This is a genomic window from Actinoplanes sp. KI2 (assembly GCF_025630775.1).
In the GTDB taxonomy this organism is placed as follows: domain Bacteria; phylum Actinomycetota; class Actinomycetes; order Mycobacteriales; family Micromonosporaceae; genus Actinoplanes.
Genome location: NZ_JAOSZE010000060.1, coordinates 1 through 18762 on the forward strand (window position 1 = coordinate 1; position 18762 = coordinate 18762).

Below are 18762 nucleotides of genomic sequence, written 5' to 3' on the forward strand. Positions count from 1 at the left end.
CGGCGACCGCCGGCGCGGGGACCGGCAGGCGGCCGTGCCGGGCGCGGACGGTTCCGGAGCCGAGCGCCACCGGGCCCGCCGAGACGGTGCGGACGCCCAGGTCGGCCAGGGCGGCGCAGCAACCGACCACGTCGGCGATGGCGTCCAGGGCGCCGACCTCGTGGAAGTGCACCTCATCGGGGGTGATGCCGTGCACGCGGGCCTCGGCCTCGGCCAGCCGCCGGAACACGTCGGTGGCCGCCGGCTCGGCACCGGCCCGGGCGAGCAGGTCCCGGATCTCGCGCCAGCGGCGTTCGGGCGGGTCCGGGTCGGCGAGTTCGATGTCCACCTTGAGGGCGCGCAGGCCGGCGCGGCGCACCTCGCGTAGGTGCAGGCGGACCGCATCGCCGGCGACCGCGGTGATCGCCGCCCGGACCGCCTGCTCGTCGGCTCCGGCGTCGAGCAGGGCGCCGAGCAGCATGTCGCCGGCGATCCCGGCCGACGCGTCGATCCAGGCGTGCCGCATGTCGCTCACTCCCAAGGGGCGGCGATCTGGGCGGCCAGGTGACCGGCCCCGTAGCCGTTGTCGATGTTCACCACGGCCACCCCGGGCGCGCAGGCGTTCAGCATCGTCAGCAAGGCGGCCAGGCCCTCGAAGGCGGCGCCGTAACCGACCGACGTCGGGACCGCGACGACCGGGGCGGAGATCAGGCCCGCCACCACACCGGGCAGGGCGCCGTCCATCCCGGCCACCACGACCACCGCCCGGGCCCGGCGCAGCAGTCCGAGGTGGGACAGCACGCGGTGCAGCCCGGCGACGCCGACGTCGACCACCAGGTCGGCGGGCCGGCCCAGGTAGCGGGCGGTCAGCAGGGCCTCGCGGGCCACCGGCAGGTCGGAGGTGCCCGCGGCCAGGATCGCGACCGGGCCGCCGCTCGGCACGGGCACCGCGGGCGGCCAGGCGAGCAGGCCCGCCGACGGGTCGTGGCCGGCATCGGGCAGGACGCCGAGGATCGCCGCGGCATGGGCCGGTCCGGCGCGGGTGAACAGGGTGACCACGTCGGGCCGCTCGCGGACGGCGGCCGCGATGCCGGCGACCTGTTCGGGGGTCTTGCCGGCACAGTAGACGGCCTCGGGGTAGCCACGCCGCCGCGCCCGATCCAGATCGAGGTCGGCATAGGCGGAAATGTCGGTCACTGGCCGTACCCCTGGATCGCGGCGTGGGTGAAGGCTCCGGACTGGATGCCGGCCAGGTCCAGGGCCACGTAGCGGAAACCGGCGGCCGTGACCGCCTGGTGGATTCTGGAGCGCAGCGGTTCGGCGGCGGCCCGCGGCAGGTCGGCCGGCGGCAGCTCCAGGCGGGCCACCTCGCCGTGGTGGCGCACTCGCAGGTCGGCGAACCCCAGCCGGCGGAGTGCGGCCTCGGCCCGCTCCACCTGGCTCAGCTTCCCGGGCAGCACCGGGGAGAAGTGCGGGATGCGGGAGGCCAGGCACGGCGCGGCCGGCTTGTCCGCGCAGGGGAGGGCGAGCTCGTGGGCGATCCGGCGCACGTCCGCCTTGGCCAGGCCGGCCGTGGCCAGCGGCGTCAGCACCCCGTGGGCCGCGGCGGCGAGCGCGCCGGGCCGGTCGGTCCGGCGTACGTCATCGGCATTTTCGCCGTAGGCGATCGCGTCCAGGTCGTGCTCGACCGCGACCGTCGCGTCGATCCGGGTGAACAGCTCCTGCTTGCAATGGAAGCAGCGGTCGGGGCCGTTCGCCCGGTACTCGGGGCGGTCGCCCTCGTGGGTGGTGACCTCGATCAGGGGTACGCCGATCTGCCCCGCCACCGCGTGCGCGGCGGTGCGCTCGTCGGCCGCCAGGCTGGGGGACACGCCGAGGACGGCGACCACCCGGTCCCGGCCGAGCGCCCGGGCCGCCAGCGCCAGCAGCACCGACGAGTCGACCCCGCCGGAGAACGCCACGCCCAGCCGCCGTACGCCGGAAAGCTGCCGCGCGACGGCGTCGGCGGCGAGATCGGTGTCGCTCATAGCCGTCATTGCACGCCGCGGACCTCGGTGCTTGGCAAGCGGTTGCCAAATGTTGCGCTCGCGGCCGTCACTGGAGCCCCTCGCGGGCCCGGGCCTCGGTGGGGGCGAGCGCCGCTCCGAGCGTACGGGCGGTGTCGATCAGCGGGACGTGGCTGAACGCCTGCGGGAAGTTCCCGACGAGGCGGTGCTCGGCGGTGTCGTACTCCTCGGACAGCAGGCCGACGTCGTTGCGCAGGGCGAGCAGCCGGGCGAACGTCTCCCGGGCGTCGTCGTGCCGTCCCATCAGCGCGTAGTTACCGGCCAGCCAGAACGTGCAGGCGAGGAAGGCGCCCTCGCCGGGCGGCAGACCGTCGACATCGGTACCGGGATGCTGGGTGTAGCGCTGCACGAAGCCGTCGGCCATCAGGTGCTTCTCGACCGCGGCGACCGTGCCGGCCACCCGGTCGTCCTCGCCGGGCAGGAAACCGACCAGCGGCACCATGAGCATCGCCGCGTCCAGTTCGTCGGAGCCGTAGAACTGCGTGAACGTCCTGCGGCCGGGGTCGTAGCCCTTCTCCAGGATCTCGGCGCGGATGTCGTCGCGCAGCCGGGCCCAGCGCTGGGCCGGGCCGTCGAAGCCGAACTCGTCGACGGCCTTGACCGCGCGGTCGGCGGCCACCCAGGCCATCAGCTTGGAGTGGACGAACTGTTTCGGGCCGCCGCGCACCTCCCAGATGCCCTCGTCCGGGTCCCGCCAGTGCCGCTCGACGAAGTCCATGAGCTTCACCTGTAGTCCCCAGGCCGGGTCCTCGGCCTTCAGACCGGCCCGCCGGCCCTGGTGCAGGGCGTCCATCACCTCGCCGTAGACGTCCAGCTGGAACTGTCCGGCGGCGGCGTTGCCGATTCGCACCGGGTTGCCGTCGTAGCCGGTCAGCCAGTCGGCGACGTACTCGTCCAGGCGGCGCTCGCCGGCCACGCCGTACATGATCTGAAGTTCGGCGGGGTTGCCGGCGATCGCCCGCAGCAGCCATTTCCGCCAGGCCGTCGCCTCGCTCTGGAAACCGGAGTACATCAGCGACTGCAGCGTGATGGTCGCGTCGCGCAGCCAGCAGAACCGGTAGTCCCAGTTCCGGACGCCGCCGAGCTTCTCCGGCAGGCTGGTGGTCGCGGCGGCGACGATCCCGCCGGTCGGGGCGTACGTGAGGGCCTTCAGCGTCAGCAGCGACCGCACCACGGCGTCGCGCCATTCGCCCTCGTACGTGCACGCCGAGACCCAGCCGCGCCAGTAGCCCTCGGTCACGCCGAGCTCGTGCATCGGATCGAGCGGCTCGGGCGGCGGCAGGTGCGACGGCCGCCAGGTCAGCACGAACGGCACCCGGTCGCCGGTCGACACCCGGAACTCGGCCACGGTCGCCAGATTCTCCCCGTGCGTCTCGACCGGGGTGCGCAGCCAGGTCGCGTCCGGTCCGGCCACGGCCACCAGGTCGTCCTGTTCGCGGTAGACCCACGGGACGACGTGCCCGTAGTCGAAGCGCAGCCGCAGGGTCATCGTCATCGGCACGCTGCCCCGGACGCCCTCGACGATGCGCACCACATCCGGGGCGTCGTCGCCGCTCGGCGGCATGAAGTCGATCAGGCGGACGACGCCGTCGGCGGTCTCGAACTCCGTCTCCAGCACCAGCGTGTCCTCGCGGTAGCGGCGCCGGGTGGCGACCACGACGCCGGCCGGGCGGATCGTCCAGTGCCCGTTCTCCTCGGTGCCGAGCAGCGCGGCGAAGACCGCCCCGGAGTCGAACCGCGGGGCGCAGAACCAGTCGATGGAGCCGTCCCGTCCGACCAGCGCCGACGTCCGGGTGTCCGCGATGATCGCGTAGTCCTCGATGGGAAGCGCCATGCCCCGGATCCTTACCCGGGCCGGATGCCGCCCGAACGCGCAGCGGCGGCAGATAGGTTCGACGACATGGCGGATGACACCCGGCGCTCGGTGACGCTGCAGCGCACGAGCCTTGGCCGGTACGAGGTACGCAACGCCCGCGGCGGCACGATGACCATCGGCGTCGGCGACGGCACCGACTTCACCCCGGTGGAGCTGCTGCTCGCCGCGATCGGCGGCTGCACGGGCGCCGACGTCGACCACATCACGAGCAAGCGGGCCGAGCCGGACGAGTTCGTTGTCCACGTCACCGGCGACAAGGTGCGGGACGAGAGCGGCGGCAACCGGCTGGTCAACCTGTCTGTCGAGCTGCGCGTCACCTTCCCGGAGGGCGCCGGCGGCGACGCGGCGCGGGACGTGCTGCCGCGCGCGGCGCGGATGTCGCACGACCGGCTCTGCACCGTCTCGCGCACGGTCGAGCTCGGCACCCCGGTCGACACCCGCACCGCGCCGTAGCGGTCCGGCTTGCGGGGCCGCTGCCGGGAGCGGCCCCGCGTGACCGTCAGCCCTTGACCGAGCCGGCCAGCAGGCCCCGGACGAAGTACCGCTGCAGCAGCAGGAACACCACGACCGGCACCGCGATCGAGACGAAGGCGCCCGCCGAGAGCAGCTGCCAGGCGGTGCCCCGGGTGCCGCTCAGGTTGGCCAGGGCCAGGGTGATCGGGGCGACCTCGTTGCCCCCGCCCGCGAAGACCAGGGCGACCAGCAGGTCGTTCCAGACCCAGAGGAACTGGAAGATGCCGAACGCCGCCAGCGCCGGGGTCATCAGCGGCAGCATCACCTTGAAGAAGATCGACACGTGCCCGGCGCCGTCCACCCGGGCGGCCTCGACCAGGCCGGCCGGTACCTCGCGCATGAAGTTGTGCAGCAGGTAGATGGCCAGCGGCAGGGCGAACGTCGAGTGGGCCAGCCACAGCGTCCAGAACGTGCCGGTGATGTGGATGTGCACGAAGATCTCGAGCAGCGGGATCAGCGTGATCTGCAGCGGGACGATCTGCAGCGCGAAGATCGAGATGAACAGGACGTTCTTCCAGCGGAAGTCGATCCAGGCGAAGGCGTACGCGGCGAGCGTCGCCAGGGACAGCGGGATGAGCACCGCCGGGATGCAGATGACCACGGAGTTGACGAAGAAGTCGGCCATGTTGACGCCGCCGTCCTGGCCGAACACCGCCCGGTAGTTGTCCAGGGTCACCTGCGGGTCGGAGAAGAACGTCCACCAGCCGGTGCGCTTGATCGCCAGCTCCGGCCGGAATGAGGAGACCAGCAGGCCGAACGTGGGGATCGTCCACAGCACCGCGATGACGATCGCGGCGAGCGACGCCCACGGGGAGCTGAGCCGCTTCTTGGCGACGGCGGCGGCGCTGGGCTTGGCGGCGAGCAGATCGGACTCCGTCACCGGCGGGGCTGCGGTGCTCATCGTGCCTCCGATTGACGAACGTGCCGGATGTTGTACGCGACGACCGGGATCACCAGGACGAACAGCAGCACCGCGAGCGCGGCGCCGAGGCCCTGGTTGTCGGCCCGGAACGTCTGGCTGTAGAACTCGTTGGCCACCACGCTGGTCTGGAAGTTGCCGCCGGTCATGGTGCGCACGACGTCGAAGACCTTCAGCGTGCCGATGCCGATGGTGGTCAGCACGACCACGATGGTCGGGCGGACGCTGGGCACCGTGATGTTCTTGAACATGGTCCAGGCGTTGACGCCGTCGAGCCGGGCGGCCTCGACGATGTCGTCCGGGATCGCCTTGATCGCCGCGGAGAGCACGGTCATGGCGAAGCCGGCCTGGATCCAGATCATCACGATGATCAGCAGGAACGTGTTGAGCGGCGATTCGATCAGCAGCTGGACCGGCTTGCCGCCGAGCCACACGATGATCTGGTTGATCAGGCCGATCTGCTGCACGTTCGCCTGGTCGGGGCGGTACTCGTACATGAACTTCCAGATCACCGACGCCGCCACGAAGGAGATCGACATGGGCAGGAAGATCAGCGCCTTGGCGAACGACTCGAACCGCGAGCGGTCGACCAGGATCGCGTAGATCAGCCCGATGCCGGTGGCCAGGAACGGCGTGAGGACCACCCAGAACACCGTGTTGCGCAGGACGACCAACTGGTCCTGGTCGGTGAAGATGTGTTTGTAGTTGTCGATGCCGACGAACGTGTTCCCGGCGGCGTCGAAGAACGACTCGTAGATGGTGCGGATGCCGGGGTAGACCAGGCCGATCGCCAGCATCAGCACGACCGGCAGCAGGTAGAGGAACCCGACCCACTTGTCGCCGCGCTTGCCGCCGCCCAGCCGGCCGGCGAGGAACAGGATGACACCCAGGACCGCGGCGAACAGCAGCAGCGCCGCGAGCATCTGCAGAAGCTTCTCAGGGGTGGTGGAGGCGGTGTGGAACACGCGACCCGAACCTCCTTCGTGCTGTACGAGAGGGGAAAGAGGCCGAGGCCGGCCGGGAGAAGGTACCTCCCGGCCGGCCCCGATGGAGCTATCAGATCACTTCGGCCAAGACTTTTCGATGTTGTCCACCGTGGTCTTGGTGTCCTGTCCGGTGATCCAGGCCGTCGACTGCTTCCAGAAGGAGTCCGAGCCGACCGCCGCGGGCATCTGGTCCGAGCCGTCGAACCGGAACTCCGCCTTCGGGTCGAGCAGAATGCCGGCCGCCAGCTTGTCGATCGGGCTGGTCAGGTTGGCCTGGTCGAGACCCTTGTTCGCGCTCACCCAGCCGCTGGACAGCTTGGCCTTCTCGTTGGCCCAGGTGTCCGAGGACAGGTAGGTCTGGAACGCCTTGACCTCGGGCCGGTCGGCGAACGCGAGCACGAACTCGCCGCCGCCGAGGACCGGCTTGGTCGAGGCGTCCTTGGCCGGCAGGTAGAACGCGAAGACGTCGCCGTCCTCGGCCACCTTCTTCTCCTTCGGCCAGTTCGCCGCGTAGAAGCTGGCCTGGCGGTGCATCATGCAGGTGCCGTCGAGGATCGGCAGGCCCGCGTCCTGGAACGTGGTGGACGCGATGCTCTTGACGTCGCCGAGGCCGCCGTTGACGTAGGCCGGGTTCTTCAGGTACGAGCCGACCCAGTCCAGGGCTGCCGTCGACTCGGGGCCGTTGAACGGGATCTGGTGGTTGACCCACTTGTCGTACGTCTCCGGGCCGTAGAGCCGGAGCATGGCGTCTTCCATCCAGTCGGTGACCGGCCAGCCGGTGGCGTCACCGGAGTTGATGCCCGCGCACCACGGCTTCTTCTTGTCGGCCACCATCTTGTCGCTGAGGGCCTTCAGCTCGTCGAGCGTGGTCGGGATCGTGTAGCCGCCGTCCTTGAAGTCCTTCGGCGAGTACCAGACCAGCGACTTCACGCTGGCGCCCAGCGGCGCGGCGTAGAACTTGCCGTCGACCGTGCCGTACGCCTTCCAGTCCTTGCTCCAGAACTTGTCGACGTTCGCCTCGGTCTCGGCCGGCGCGGCGACCGCCTTGCCGGTGGCCACGAGCTGCTTGAGCAGGCCGGGCTGCGGCACGATCGCGAGGTCCGGCGGGTTGCCGGCCTTCGCGCGGACCAGGATCTGGGTCTCGAACGACTTGTCGCCCTCGTACTTCACCGTGACGCCGGTGCACTGCTCGAAAGGCTTGTACGAATTGATGTGCGGGGTGTCCTCGGGAGTGACGATTCCGGTGTAAATGGTAACCGTCTTGCCCTTGAGGTCACCGAACTTCGTGTATGGCGCGCAGTCGATGGCCGCCGCCGACGTGCCGCTGCTGCCGGAGTCCTTGTTGTCGCCGCAGGCCGCCATGCCGAAGATCAGCCCGGCGCTCAGCGTGCTGGCGAGCACGACCCGCGAACGCGGTGTCGTAGGTTGTCCGAACATACCGCTCCCTATGTCAAATCGCGCCTCCGACGTCCGAAGACGTCGCCGTCCGAAGCGCTACTTGGCTCACAGTCAAGAGGTAACCGAGACGTTGCGCAATGATTTCGGCGCGATCGGCTCGTAACGATACGGCCGCGACGCCGGGAAACCCTTAACCGGTTAAGAAGAAACGCTGGTCAGGCGCGCATTGCCCCAGGCAGACCCTAGTCGCAAAGCGGCCGCCCCGCCCGGATATCTGGGATATCCGGTGGGACGGCCGGTGTGTCTCGGCCAAAAAGGGGCGTATGGGTAACTCAGCCCGAGACCGACAGATACTTGTAGCCCAGGCGGCCCATCCGCTCGGCGTCCAGGGCGTGCCGGCCGTCCAGCAGGATCGGCGTACGCATCAGCCGGACGAACTTGCCCCAGTCCAGCTCCAGGTACTGGGCCCACTCGGTGACCAGCACGACCGCGTCGCAGTCGCCGAAGAGCCCGTCCAGCGTCTCGGACAGGTGCGGAGCGAGCTCGGGCTGCTCCCGGCAGAACCGCTCGGCGGCCACCGGGTCGTGCAGCCGCACCCGGGCGCCCCGGGCCAGCAGCAGCTTCGCGACGTCCAGCGCGGGCGAGTCGCGCAGGTCGTCGGTGTTCGGCTTGAACGCGATGCCGAGCAGGCCGATCTTGCGGCCCTTGAGGATGCGCAGCTCGTCCTGCAGCCGCTCGACGACCGCGATCCGCTGCCGGTCGTTGACCTCGCGGGCCGCCCGCACGATCGGCATCTCGAGCTTGTACTCGGCAGCAGTGGCGATCAGCGCCTTGGTGTCCTTGCCGAAGCAGGAGCCGCCCCAGCCGACGCCGGGCTGCAGGAACCGGGAGCCGATCCGCTGGTCGAGGCCGATGCCGCGGGCCACCTCGGTGACGTCCGCGCCGACCTTGCCGGCGAGCTGGCCGATCTCGTTCACGAAGCTGATCTTGAGGGCGAGGAACGCGTTCGCGGCGTACTTGATCAGTTCAGCCGAGGCCAGGTCGGTGGAGACCAGCGGAACTGCGGCGATGTCGTCCGGGCGGGGCAGGAAGCCGGGCGCCGTGAACGTCTGGTTGATGATCGGCCGGTAGAGGTGGTTGAGCACCTCGAGGCTGCGCGGGTTGTCCGAGCCGATCACGATGCGGTCCGGGTAGAGCGTGTCGTGGATGGCGTTGCCCTCGCGCAGGAACTCCGGGTTCGACGCGACCGAGAACTCACTCGCCGCCGGGCGGTCGTCGCGGTCGGCGAACGACTCGCGCAGAATCGCGTCCACCCAGTTGCCGCTGCCGATCGGCACGGTCGACTTGTTCACCACCACGGTGAAGGTGTGGTCGAGGTAGCGGGCCACGCTCTCCGCGGCCGACCGCAGATAATGCAGGTCGGGGCTGCCGTCCTCGGCCGACGGGGTCTGCACGGCGACGAACACCACGTCGGCGCCGGGCACCGCTTCGGCGTAGCTGGTGGTGAAGGTCAGGTTGGCCGACGCCTCGGCGAGCAGCTCCTCCATGCCCGGCTCGTAGATCGGGCAGCGGCCGGCCCGGAGCATGTCGACCTTGGCCTGGTCGAGGTCGACGCAGGTCACCTGGTGTCCGAGGAACGCCAGGCTGACCCCGGTCGTGAGACCGACATAGCCGGTGCCGACAACGCAAACCCTCATGAACCGCTCCCTACTCGGCCGTGAACAACGCCACACTATACACCGGTTCGAAACATTACCTCCTGGGCAAAGCGTCCGCCTGGTTTACGGAAAGTGTTCGCGCCATATCGGCCAATTGCTGAACGTAAATAAGCAATTGAGTGACGCCAATTATTAATGGCCGTCGTAAATCGCGCGATTGTCAACTTGGGGTTTCCAGGTCTTGACAGGCGTGTGACAGGGGCCGACCCTCAACTGGGAGCGCTCCCATGTGGACGCCCGTCTATGAAAGGTGCCGTATGAGAAGGACAGCGATCGGGGCGGTGGTCGCCGCCCTGTTAGCCGGGGCGGTGGCGGTCGCCCTGGCACCGACCAGCACGGCGTCGGCCGCCGCGGCCGACCCGTACACCTGGAAGAACGTCCGGATCGACGGCGGCGGCTTCGTGCCCGCCGTCGTCTTCAACCCGGGCGAGAAGAACCTGATCTACGCCCGCACCGACATCGGCGGGGCGTATCGGTGGAACGAGACCGACCAGAGCTGGACCCCGCTGCTCGACTGGGTCGGCCAGGACAACTGGGGCTACAACGGGGTGCTGTCGATCGCCCCCGACCCGGTCGACACCAAACGGGTCTATGCCGCGGTCGGGATGTACACCAACGACTGGGACCCGAACAACGGCGCGATCCTGCGCTCGGTGGACAAGGGCAACACCTGGCAGATCACCACGCTGCCGTTCAAGAACGGCGGCAACATGCCCGGCCGGGGCGTCGGTGAGCGGCTCGCCGTCGACCCGCACAACGACAAGAACGTCTGGTTCGCCGCGGAGGGCGGCAACGGGCTCTACAAAAGCTCGGACTACGGCGTCACGTTCAGCAAGGTCACCAGCTTCCCGAACGCCGGCAACTACGTGCAGGACCCCACCGACACCAACAACTACCTCAACCAGAACCAGGGCCTGAGCTGGGTCACCTTCGGCGCCACCAACCAGATCTTCGTGGGCGTCGCGGACAAGAACAACCCGGTCTACATGTCCAGCGACGGCGGCAGCACCTGGTCGCGGATCGCCGGCGAGCCGACCGGCTACCTCGCGCACAAGGGCGTGGTGCAGGGCAACTACCTGTTCATCGCGACCAGCGACACCGGCGGGCCGTACGACGGCGGGGCCGGCGAGGTCTGGCGCTACGACATCACCGCCGGTACCTGGACCAACATCAGCCCGACGGCGGTCGCCGACCGGTACTACGGCTACTCCGGGCTCACCGTCGACACGCTGCACCCGGGGACGCTGATGGTCGCCACCCAGATCTCCTGGTGGCCGGACGCGATCTTCTTCCGCAGCACCGACAACGGCGCCACCTGGACCCGGATCTGGGACTGGACGAGCTACCCGAGCATGTCCAAGCGCTACACCATGGACATCACCGCGGACCCGTGGCTGACCTTCAACAACAACCCGCAGCCGCCCGAGTCGACGCCGAAGCTCGGCTGGATGAACGAGACGCTCGCCATCGACCCGTTCAACTCCGGCCGGATGATGTACGGCACCGGCGCCACCCTGTACGGCACCACGAACCTGACGAACTGGGACGCCGGCAGCACGATCACCATCAAGCCGATGGCCAAGGGCCTCGAGGAGACCGCCGTCCTCGACCTGGCCAGCCCGCCCTCGGGCGCACCGCTGGTCAGCGCGCTCGGCGACATCGGCGGCTTCTACCACGCGTCGCTCGACGCGGTGCAGCCCACCTTCCACAACACCCCGAGCCTGGGCAGCAACACCAGCCTCGACTTCGCCGAACTCACGCCCACGGTGTTCGCGCGAGTCGGGAACGCGGACGCGGCCCCGCACATCGGCATCTCCTCCGACGGCGGCAAGAACTGGTACCAGGGCCAGGAGCCGTCCGGAGTGTCCGGCGGCGGCACCATCGCCGTCGGCGCGGACGCCGGGTACATGGTCTGGTCGCCGCAGGGCACCGGGGTCTACTACAGCACCACGCGCGGCAGCTCGTGGACCGCCTCCAGCGGCGTGCCGACCGGCGCGATCGTCGAGTCGGACCGGGTCAACCCCAAGACCTTCTACGCGTACGCCGCGGGCAAGTTCTACACCAGCAAGGACGGCGGCGCCACGTTCACCGCGTCGTCGGCCACCCTGCCCTCGTCCGGCCGGCTGCACCTGCACGCGGTGCCGGGCGTCGCGGGCGAGGTCTGGTTCGCCGGGTCGACCGGGCTGCTGCGCTCGACCGACTCCGGCGCCACGTTCACCAAGGTCGCCACGGTGACCTCCGGGATCAACGTGGCCTTCGGCAAGGCCGCACCCGGGCAGTCGCACATGGCCGTCTTCCTGGTCGGCACGGTCGACGGCGTGACCGGGGTCTTCCGGTCCGACGACACCGGCGCCTCCTGGGTGCGGATCAACGACGACGCCCACCAGTACGGCAACGCCGGCGACGCGCTCGCCGGCGACCCACGCGTCTTCGGGCGGGTCTACCTGGGCACCAACGGCCGCGGCATCCTCTACGCCGACCGCAACACCGCCGCGACCACGCCGCCGACGACCTCCCCGACGGCGTCCCCCACGACGAGCTCTCCGTCCCCGAGCCCGTCCACCTCCTCGCCGTCGCCGTCGACCTCCCCGACGACATCCCCGACGGCCACCACCGGCGGCTGCACGGCCACTTACAAGATCACTGGCTCGTGGAGCGGCGGCTTCCAGGGTGAGGTGACCGTGGCCAACACCGGCACTGCCGCCACCAAGAGCTGGGCGGTGGGCTGGACGTACACCGCCGGCCAGACGGTCACCCAGCTCTGGAACGGCACGGTCACCCAGACCGGCACCGCCGTCAAGGTCGTCAACGCCGGTTACAACGGCGCCATCGCCGCCGGCGGCAGCACCACCTTCGGATTCCTCGGCAGTACCAGCGGCACCACCAACCCGGTTCCTTCCCCGATCACCTGCTCGGCCACCGGCTGAGCGGGCCGCCCCCGTCCCCCACCATCGGAAGGAAAACCCACATGCGACGACGAACAACCATCCGGAAGAAACTGCTGGCGTACGCGTCGGCCGCGCTGCTGGCCGCCGGCATCGGCGCGTTCGTGGCGCCCACCATGGCGTCCGCGCACGGCGCCATGATGACGCCCGGCAGCCGGACCTGGCTCTGCTACAAGGACGGCAAGGACTCCACCGGCCAGATCGTGCCGCACAACGCGGCCTGCGCGGCAGCGGTTGCGCAGAGCGGCGTCACCCCCCTGTACAACTGGTTCGCCGTGCTGCGCTCCGACGGGGCCGGCCGGGTGTCCGGGTTCATCCCGGACGGCCAGCTGTGCAGCGGCGGGACCGGCGGCCCGTACGACTTCACGGGCTTCAACCTGGCCCGCAACGACTGGCCGCTGACCCACCTGACGTCGGGCCGGACGATCGAGATCGACTACAACGACTGGGCCAAGCACCCGGGTACGTTCTCGCTCTACATCACCAAGGACGGGTACGACCCGACCAAGCCCCTGGCCTGGAGCGATCTCAATCCGACGCCGTTCTCCCAGGTGACCAACCCGCCGGCCAACGGCGGGCCGGGCACCGACGACGGGCACTACTACTGGAACGCGACGCTGCCGTCCGGCAAGTCCGGCAAGCACCTGATCTACTCGGTCTGGTCGCGCTCGGACAGCACCGAGACGTTCTACGGCTGCTCCGACGTGATCTTCGACGGCGGCAACGGTGAGGTCACCGGCGTCGGCGGCGGCGGCACCACCACGCCGCCCACGACCCCGCCGACCACGCCACCCACCACCCCGCCGACGACGCCACCCACCACCCCGCCGACCAGCCCGCCGACCTCGGCGCCGGCCGGCGGCTGCACGGCCATGTACAACGTGACGGGAACCTGGAACGGCGGGTTCCAGGGCCAGGTGATGGTGCACGCCGGCACCTCGGCCATCGGCAAGTGGACGGTGACCTGGACCTGGCCCGGGTCGCAGACCCTGACCCAGCTCTGGAACGGGACGGCCACCACCAGCGGATCGCTGGTGACGGTCAAGAACGCGAGCTGGAACGGGACGGTGGCCGCGGGAGATTCCACCACGTTCGGGTTCCTCGGGTCCGGCGCGACGCCGGCCACGGTGAACAACCTGAGCTGTAGTACCGCCTAGATAAAACCGGGCGGCGGCGCCTCCCGCGCCGCCGCCCGATCCCTTCCCGGTTCAGAGGAAGTCTTCGTCGGACACACTTCGGTGCTGACCCCGAAAGTTCCGGTAACTTGCGGAAATCTTCGTTCCCCGACGCTCCCAGGTCAATGGTCATTTCCATGGAAGATCATTAACTTGCATGTCTTGACGGCATAGATCGGCACCTCTACGTTCGGGGTGTTCTCCTGACATGTTTCCGAAACTTCCGAGCCACCACGGAGGATTCCGCGTGTCCCGCTTCTTCCTGCGCTCCCTGGTTGCCGCGGCCTCCGCGGCCGGGACCCTCGCCACCCTGTCAACACCAGCCCTGGCCTGCGATCACCCCACGCCGGTCATCGTCGACACCGCCCGCGGGCACGGGAACGTCGTCAGCTTCACCTTCGACGACGGGCCCAACCCGCCGGACACCTACCACCTGCTGGCCGTGCTGGCCAAGTACCACGTCAAGGCCGTCTTCTGCCTCGTGGGCGACCAGGTGAAGGCTCACCCCGAGGTGGTCCGCGCGATCGTCCGTGGCGGCCACACCCTCTGCAACCACTCGATGCACCACGACAACATGTCGACCTGGACGCCCGAGCAGATCTCGGCCGACCTGACCGCCACCAGCGCGCTCATCCACCAGGCCGCGCCGCACGTCAAGATCGAATACTTCCGGGCGCCGTACGGGGCCTGGGGCCAGTCCCCGCAGGTCGCGGCCGATCTCGGCCTGCAGCCGCTGGGCTGGCGTTTCGACATCGAGGACTGGGTGCCGCCCGGCACCGACGTGCTGGTGCAGCGGCTGCGCGACCGGATCACGCCGGGCGCGGTGGTGCTGATGCACGACGGCGGCGGCGACCGCAGTCAGACCGTCGAGGCGGTCGACCAGTTCATCCCGGAGATCCGCGCCGAGGGCTGGCGCCTGACCCTGCCGCAGCGCCGCGGCTGAGGGGAGACCATCGTGTCCACCAGACGTGAACTGCTCGCCCTGGCCGGCGGCGCGGCCGTCGGCGCCGCCACCGCGGGCGCGGCGACGCCGGCCTTCGCGCACGACGACGGCCCGGACGGCTGGGTCACCACCTGGGCCGCCGTGCCCACCACCATCCCGGTACGCGGCGCGCCGACCGTCCTGACCAACCAGACCGTGCGGCACGTCGCGCACTGCTCGACCGGCGGCGACGAGCTGCGGATCCGGCTCACCAACGAGTTCGGCGAGACGCCGCTGCACGTCGACGCGGTGCACGTGGCGCTGCGCGACGGCAGCGGAGCCAGCACGGCAATCGTGCCGGGTACCGACCGGCGGGTCACCTTCAGCGGGCGGCCCGACCCGACGATCCCGGCCGGCGCGCCGATGGTCAGCGACCCGGTGCGGCTGCGGCTCCCGGCCGGCGGCGACCTCGCGATCAGCCTGTACTTCGCCGGTGCCACCACGGTCACCACCCTCGCGGCGTTCTCCTTCCAGGACAACGTGATCGCGGCCGGGAACGTGACGTCGGCGCGCACGGTCACGCCGGTCGCGACCCTCGCGCAGGACCTTTTCCTGTCCGGGGTCGCGGTGCGCAAGCGGGGCGGCGCGTCGATCGTGACGCTCGGCGATTCCATCACCAACGGCGCGAATACCCAGAACAACCTGAACCACCGCTGGCCGGACCTCCTAGCTGCCCGGCTGCGGGCGGCCGGGATCGACCGCGGCATCGCCAACCTCGGCGTCTCCGGGAACCGGCTGCTGCACGACCCGAACCCGCCGGCCGGCAGCAACGCGGAGACCTTCGCCAACTACTTCGGGGTCAACGCGCTGCGGCGCTTCGACCGGGACGTGCTCGCCCAGCCCGGCCGCCGGTACGTGATCGTGCTGCTCGGCGTGAACGACCTCGGGCACCCGGGTACCGTCGCGCCGCTCTCCGAAGTGGTCAGCGCCGACGACCTGATCGCGGGGCACCGGCAGTTGATCGCGCGGGCGCACGACGCCGGCCTCGCCGCGTACGGGGGGACGATTCTGCCCTTCAAGGACGACACGCTGGGGTTCTACTCGGTCGAGAACGAGGCGAAGCGGCAGCGGCTCAACAAGTGGATCCGCACGAGCGGGGAGTACGACGCGGTGGTCGACTTCGACCGGGCGATGGGTGACCCGGCCGACCCGATCCGGCTCAACCCGGCCTACGACAGCGGCGACCACCTGCACCCGAACGACGCCGGGATGGTCGTGATGGCGTCCGCCGTGCACCTGAGGCTCTTCCGATGAGGGCGGCGCTCGCTCTCGTCCTGGTCGCGCCGCTGCTGGCGGTGCCCGGCTCGGCGTCCGCGCATCCCGTGGAGTCGGTCGCCGGCTACGTCAGCACCCAACCCGGACCCGGGCGGTTCCCGCTGGCCGGCGCGCCCGTGCTGGTCGACGACGCCGACTACCCGGGGGTGGTTCGCGTCGCCGGCGATCTGCGGACCGACCTGCACACCGTGACCTCTGCCGACATCTCGGATGAGAAGGACCCGATCATTCTTGGGACGATCGGCCATAGTCCGACACTTGCTAAGATCATCGCTCGGGGCAAACTGGACGTATCAAGCATCCAGGGTAAATGGGAGACGACGATCGAGCAGGTCGTCGATAACCCGCTGCCGGGCGTCCGGCGCGCCTTCGTGATCGCCGGCTCCGATCAGCGCGGCACGATCTACGGCGCGTACGACCTGTCCAAGAACATCGGCGTCTCGCCCTGGTACTACTGGGACGACGTGCCGGTCGCCCACCAGGACAACCTCTACGTGCTGCCCGGCCGGCACACCCAGGGCACGCCCGCGGTGCGGTACCGCGGCTTCTTCATCAACGACGAGAACCCGGACACCGGCACCTGGGCGCCCGAGACGTTCGGGCCGGGCAAGGCGCCCGGCTACCCCGGCGGTCTCAACGCCGGCTATTACGCCAGGGTCTTCGAGACCATGCTCCGGCTCAAGGCCAACTACCTGTGGCCGGCGGTCTGGGGGCGGGCGTTCGCCGAGGACGACCCCGCCAACCACGCCACCGCCACCAGGTACGGCGTCGTGATGGGCACCTCGCACGAGGCGCCGATGATGCGCGGCATCGAGGAGTGGAACCGGCACGCCGTGAACGGGACCGACCCGTACGGCGGGAACGGGCAGTGGAGCTTCCGCACTAACTCGGACGCGCTCAAGGCGTACTGGAAGGACGGCGCCGAGCGGATGCGCGACCAGGGCATCGAGGGGGTGATCACGCTCGGCATGCGGGGCAACGGCGACACGGCGCTGCCCGACGGCGACGGCATCGACCTGATGAGCTCGATCATCGACAGCCAGCGGGAGATCCTCAAGGAGACCGGCCTGATCGACCGGCCGCAGGTGCAGACCCTCTACAAGGAGGTCCAGCGCTACTGGGACAAAGGCTACCGGCCGCCGGACGACGTGACGGTCGTGTTCTGCGACGACAACTGGGGCAACATGCGCAAGCTGCCCGACCCGTCGTTGCCCAAACGCTCCGGCGGGTACGGCATGTACTACCACTTCGACTACGTCGGGGGCGGCCGCAACTACAAGTGGGCGGACACGGCGAACCTCGCCAACACCTGGGAGCAGCTGCACCTCGCGTACACCTCGGGGGTGGATCGCCTCTGGGTGGCGAACGTCGGCGATCTCAAGAACTCCGAGCTGCCGACCCAGTTCTTCCTGGACTACGCGTGGAACCCGAACGCCTGGCCGGTCACCCGGCTGGGGGAGTGGACGCGGCAGTTTGCCGCCGAGAGCTTCGGGCCGCGCCTCGCGCCCGCGATCGCCAAGATCCTTGACCGGTACGGGCATCTCCAGTCCCGCCGCAAGCCCGAACTGCTGAACCGGCGGATCACCGTGGACCCGGCGAAGGACATCGCCACCGACTCGTCCGCCGTGGTCTACGACGACCAGCAGACGCCCTTCAGCCTCACCGACTACGACGAGATGAACCGGGTGACCGACGACTGGCTGGCCCTCGCCGCTGTTACGGAACGGCTCAAACGGCAGGTGCCGGCGGCCTGGCAGGACGCGTTCTACCAGCTCGTGTACTACCAGGTGAAGGACACCGCGATCGTCTACGACCTGCGCCGGGCGGAGTTCACCAACATCGCGTACGCGCAGCAGGGCCGGGCCGCCACCAACGCGCTCGCCGATCGGGCCGAGGCGCTGTTCGCCGAGGACCAGGCGATGAGTGACTACTACAACACCACCCTGGCCGGCGGGAAGTGGCACAACTGGCAGCTGCAACCCAAGATCGGGTACGGGAACGTGGCCCGGTACGGCCCGAACGCGCCCTGGCAACAACCGGAGCTCAACAACGTGGCGCTGCCCGACGAGATCTTCCCGTACCTGCAGCGGATCACGGTGCCGTCCGGGTCGTCGATGGGCGTGGCGCTCGACGGCGGATCGTCGACCACGCTGCCCACGTTCAGCCCGTGGCAGAGCCAGTCGGGGCAGTACATCGACGTCTACAACAAGGGCACGACGCCGTTCTCGTACCGGATCAATAGTGGTGTTCCGTGGCTTTCTGTCTCCCGGCCTGCGGGCACCGTCACCGATCAGACCCGCTCCTACGTGACCGTCGACTGGCGGCGGGCGCCCCGGGGAACGCGGAGCGTGCCGATCACCATCACCGGGGCGGGCTCGTCGGTGACCGTGCAGGCGCCGATCTCCTACCCATCCGTGCGGCCCGCCGGGTTCCTCGAGGCCAACGGGTACGTGGCGATCGAGGCCGACCACTACAGCCGGGCGACCGGCTCCTGGCAGCTGCTGCCGGACATCGGCAAGACCGGCAACGGCCTGACCCCCGTCGGCGACGTGACCGGCTCGAAGCTCGACTACACGATGACGCTCACCAGCAGCGGGCCGGTCAAGGTCACGGCGTACCTGTCGCCGCGCAACAACACCCGGCCCACCGACGGGCTCAAGTACGCGGTGTCGATCGACGGCGAGACGCCGCAGGTGGTCAACGTGACCACGGCGACCGGCGCCAACGACACCACGATGAACAAGCAGTGGGAGCGCAACACCTCGCAGAACATCAACGTCACCACGACGACCCACACCGTCGCCGCGGCCGGGACACACACGCTCACCTTCTGGGCCGTCGACCCGACCGTGATCGTGCAACGGCTGGTCGTCGACACCGGCGGCGTCAAGTACAGCTACCTCGGACCGCCCGAGAGCCGGAGGGCCTGA

14 protein-coding genes are annotated in these 18762 nt (G+C 69.7%); 6 read left to right on the forward strand and 8 right to left on the reverse strand.

The features are described 5' to 3' along the window. The 4 genes from ODJ79_RS41250 to ODJ79_RS41265 all read right to left on the reverse strand — a co-directional run. On the reverse strand, nt 1-505 hold a 505-nt coding region (locus ODJ79_RS41250), incomplete at its 3' end, for a LarC family nickel insertion protein (RefSeq protein WP_263029161.1). 5 nt (nt 506-510) lie between these two features. Then, on the reverse strand, nt 511-1176 hold the full coding sequence (gene larB, locus ODJ79_RS41255) for a nickel pincer cofactor biosynthesis protein LarB (protein WP_263029162.1): 666 nt from the start codon (nt 1174-1176) through the stop codon (nt 511-513). After that, nucleotides 1173-2006 (reverse strand): ATP-dependent sacrificial sulfur transferase LarE, encoded by an 834-nt coding sequence (gene larE / locus ODJ79_RS41260; RefSeq protein WP_263029163.1) that lies wholly within the window; start codon nt 2004-2006, stop codon nt 1173-1175. The genes larB and larE overlap by 4 nt, the downstream gene beginning before the upstream one ends. A gap of 67 nt (nt 2007-2073) precedes the next feature. Then, nucleotides 2074-3879, reverse strand: a complete 1806-nt coding sequence (locus ODJ79_RS41265; RefSeq protein WP_263029164.1) for a glycoside hydrolase family 15 protein — start codon at nt 3877-3879, stop codon at nt 2074-2076. Nucleotides 3880-3945: 66 nt separating this feature from the next. On the opposite strand from ODJ79_RS41265, the gene ODJ79_RS41270 reads away from it, so the two are divergent. Continuing rightward, entirely contained in the window at nt 3946-4374 is a 429-nt protein-coding gene (locus ODJ79_RS41270; protein ID WP_263029165.1) for an OsmC family protein, read from the forward strand. A gap of 46 nt (nt 4375-4420) precedes the next feature. Here ODJ79_RS41270 and ODJ79_RS41275 read toward each other — a convergent pair whose 3' ends face one another. The 4 genes from ODJ79_RS41275 to ODJ79_RS41290 all read right to left on the reverse strand — a co-directional run bounded on the left by ODJ79_RS41275 (nt 4421) and on the right by ODJ79_RS41290 (nt 9434). Continuing rightward, nucleotides 4421-5335 carry a carbohydrate ABC transporter permease gene (locus ODJ79_RS41275; RefSeq protein WP_263029166.1) on the reverse strand — a complete coding sequence of 305 codons (915 nt, stop codon included), beginning with the start codon at nt 5333-5335 and terminating at the stop codon, nt 4421-4423. After that, nucleotides 5332-6276, reverse strand: a complete 945-nt coding sequence (locus ODJ79_RS41280) for a carbohydrate ABC transporter permease (RefSeq protein WP_263029207.1) — start codon at nt 6274-6276, stop codon at nt 5332-5334. Before ODJ79_RS41280 ends, ODJ79_RS41275 begins: the two co-directional genes overlap by 4 nt. Nucleotides 6277-6414: 138 nt before the next feature. Beyond that, nucleotides 6415-7776, reverse strand: coding sequence for an ABC transporter substrate-binding protein (locus ODJ79_RS41285; RefSeq protein ID WP_263029167.1), 1362 nt, complete (start codon nt 7774-7776; stop codon nt 6415-6417). 293 nt (nt 7777-8069) lie between these two features. Then, complete coding sequence (locus ODJ79_RS41290) at nt 8070-9434, reverse strand: UDP-glucose dehydrogenase family protein (RefSeq protein ID WP_263029168.1); 1365 nt, start codon at nt 9432-9434, stop codon at nt 8070-8072. Nucleotides 9435-9712: 278 nt separating this feature from the next. Between ODJ79_RS41290 and ODJ79_RS41295 the strand changes: the two genes are divergently transcribed. From ODJ79_RS41295 to ODJ79_RS41315, 5 genes are all read left to right on the forward strand, one after another. Continuing rightward, nucleotides 9713-12382, forward strand: coding sequence for a cellulose binding domain-containing protein (locus ODJ79_RS41295; RefSeq protein ID WP_263029169.1), 2670 nt, complete (start codon nt 9713-9715; stop codon nt 12380-12382). A gap of 41 nt (nt 12383-12423) precedes the next feature. Next, nucleotides 12424-13557 (forward strand): lytic polysaccharide monooxygenase, encoded by a 1134-nt coding sequence (locus ODJ79_RS41300; protein ID WP_411267424.1) that lies wholly within the window; start codon nt 12424-12426, stop codon nt 13555-13557. Between the two features lie 265 nt (nt 13558-13822). Continuing rightward, a complete protein-coding gene (locus tag ODJ79_RS41305) occupies nt 13823-14518 on the forward strand; it encodes a polysaccharide deacetylase family protein (protein WP_263029170.1) in 696 nt (231 codons plus the stop codon). A 12-nt stretch (nt 14519-14530) separates the two neighbouring features. Next, nucleotides 14531-15811 carry an SGNH/GDSL hydrolase family protein gene (locus tag ODJ79_RS41310; RefSeq protein WP_263029171.1) on the forward strand — a complete coding sequence of 427 codons (1281 nt, stop codon included), beginning with the start codon at nt 14531-14533 and terminating at the stop codon, nt 15809-15811. After that, the gene (locus ODJ79_RS41315; protein ID WP_263029172.1) at nt 15808-18762 is read left to right on the forward strand and encodes a glycosyl hydrolase 115 family protein; all 2955 of its coding nucleotides are present in this window, start codon (nt 15808-15810) and stop codon (nt 18760-18762) included. Before ODJ79_RS41310 ends, ODJ79_RS41315 begins: the two co-directional genes overlap by 4 nt.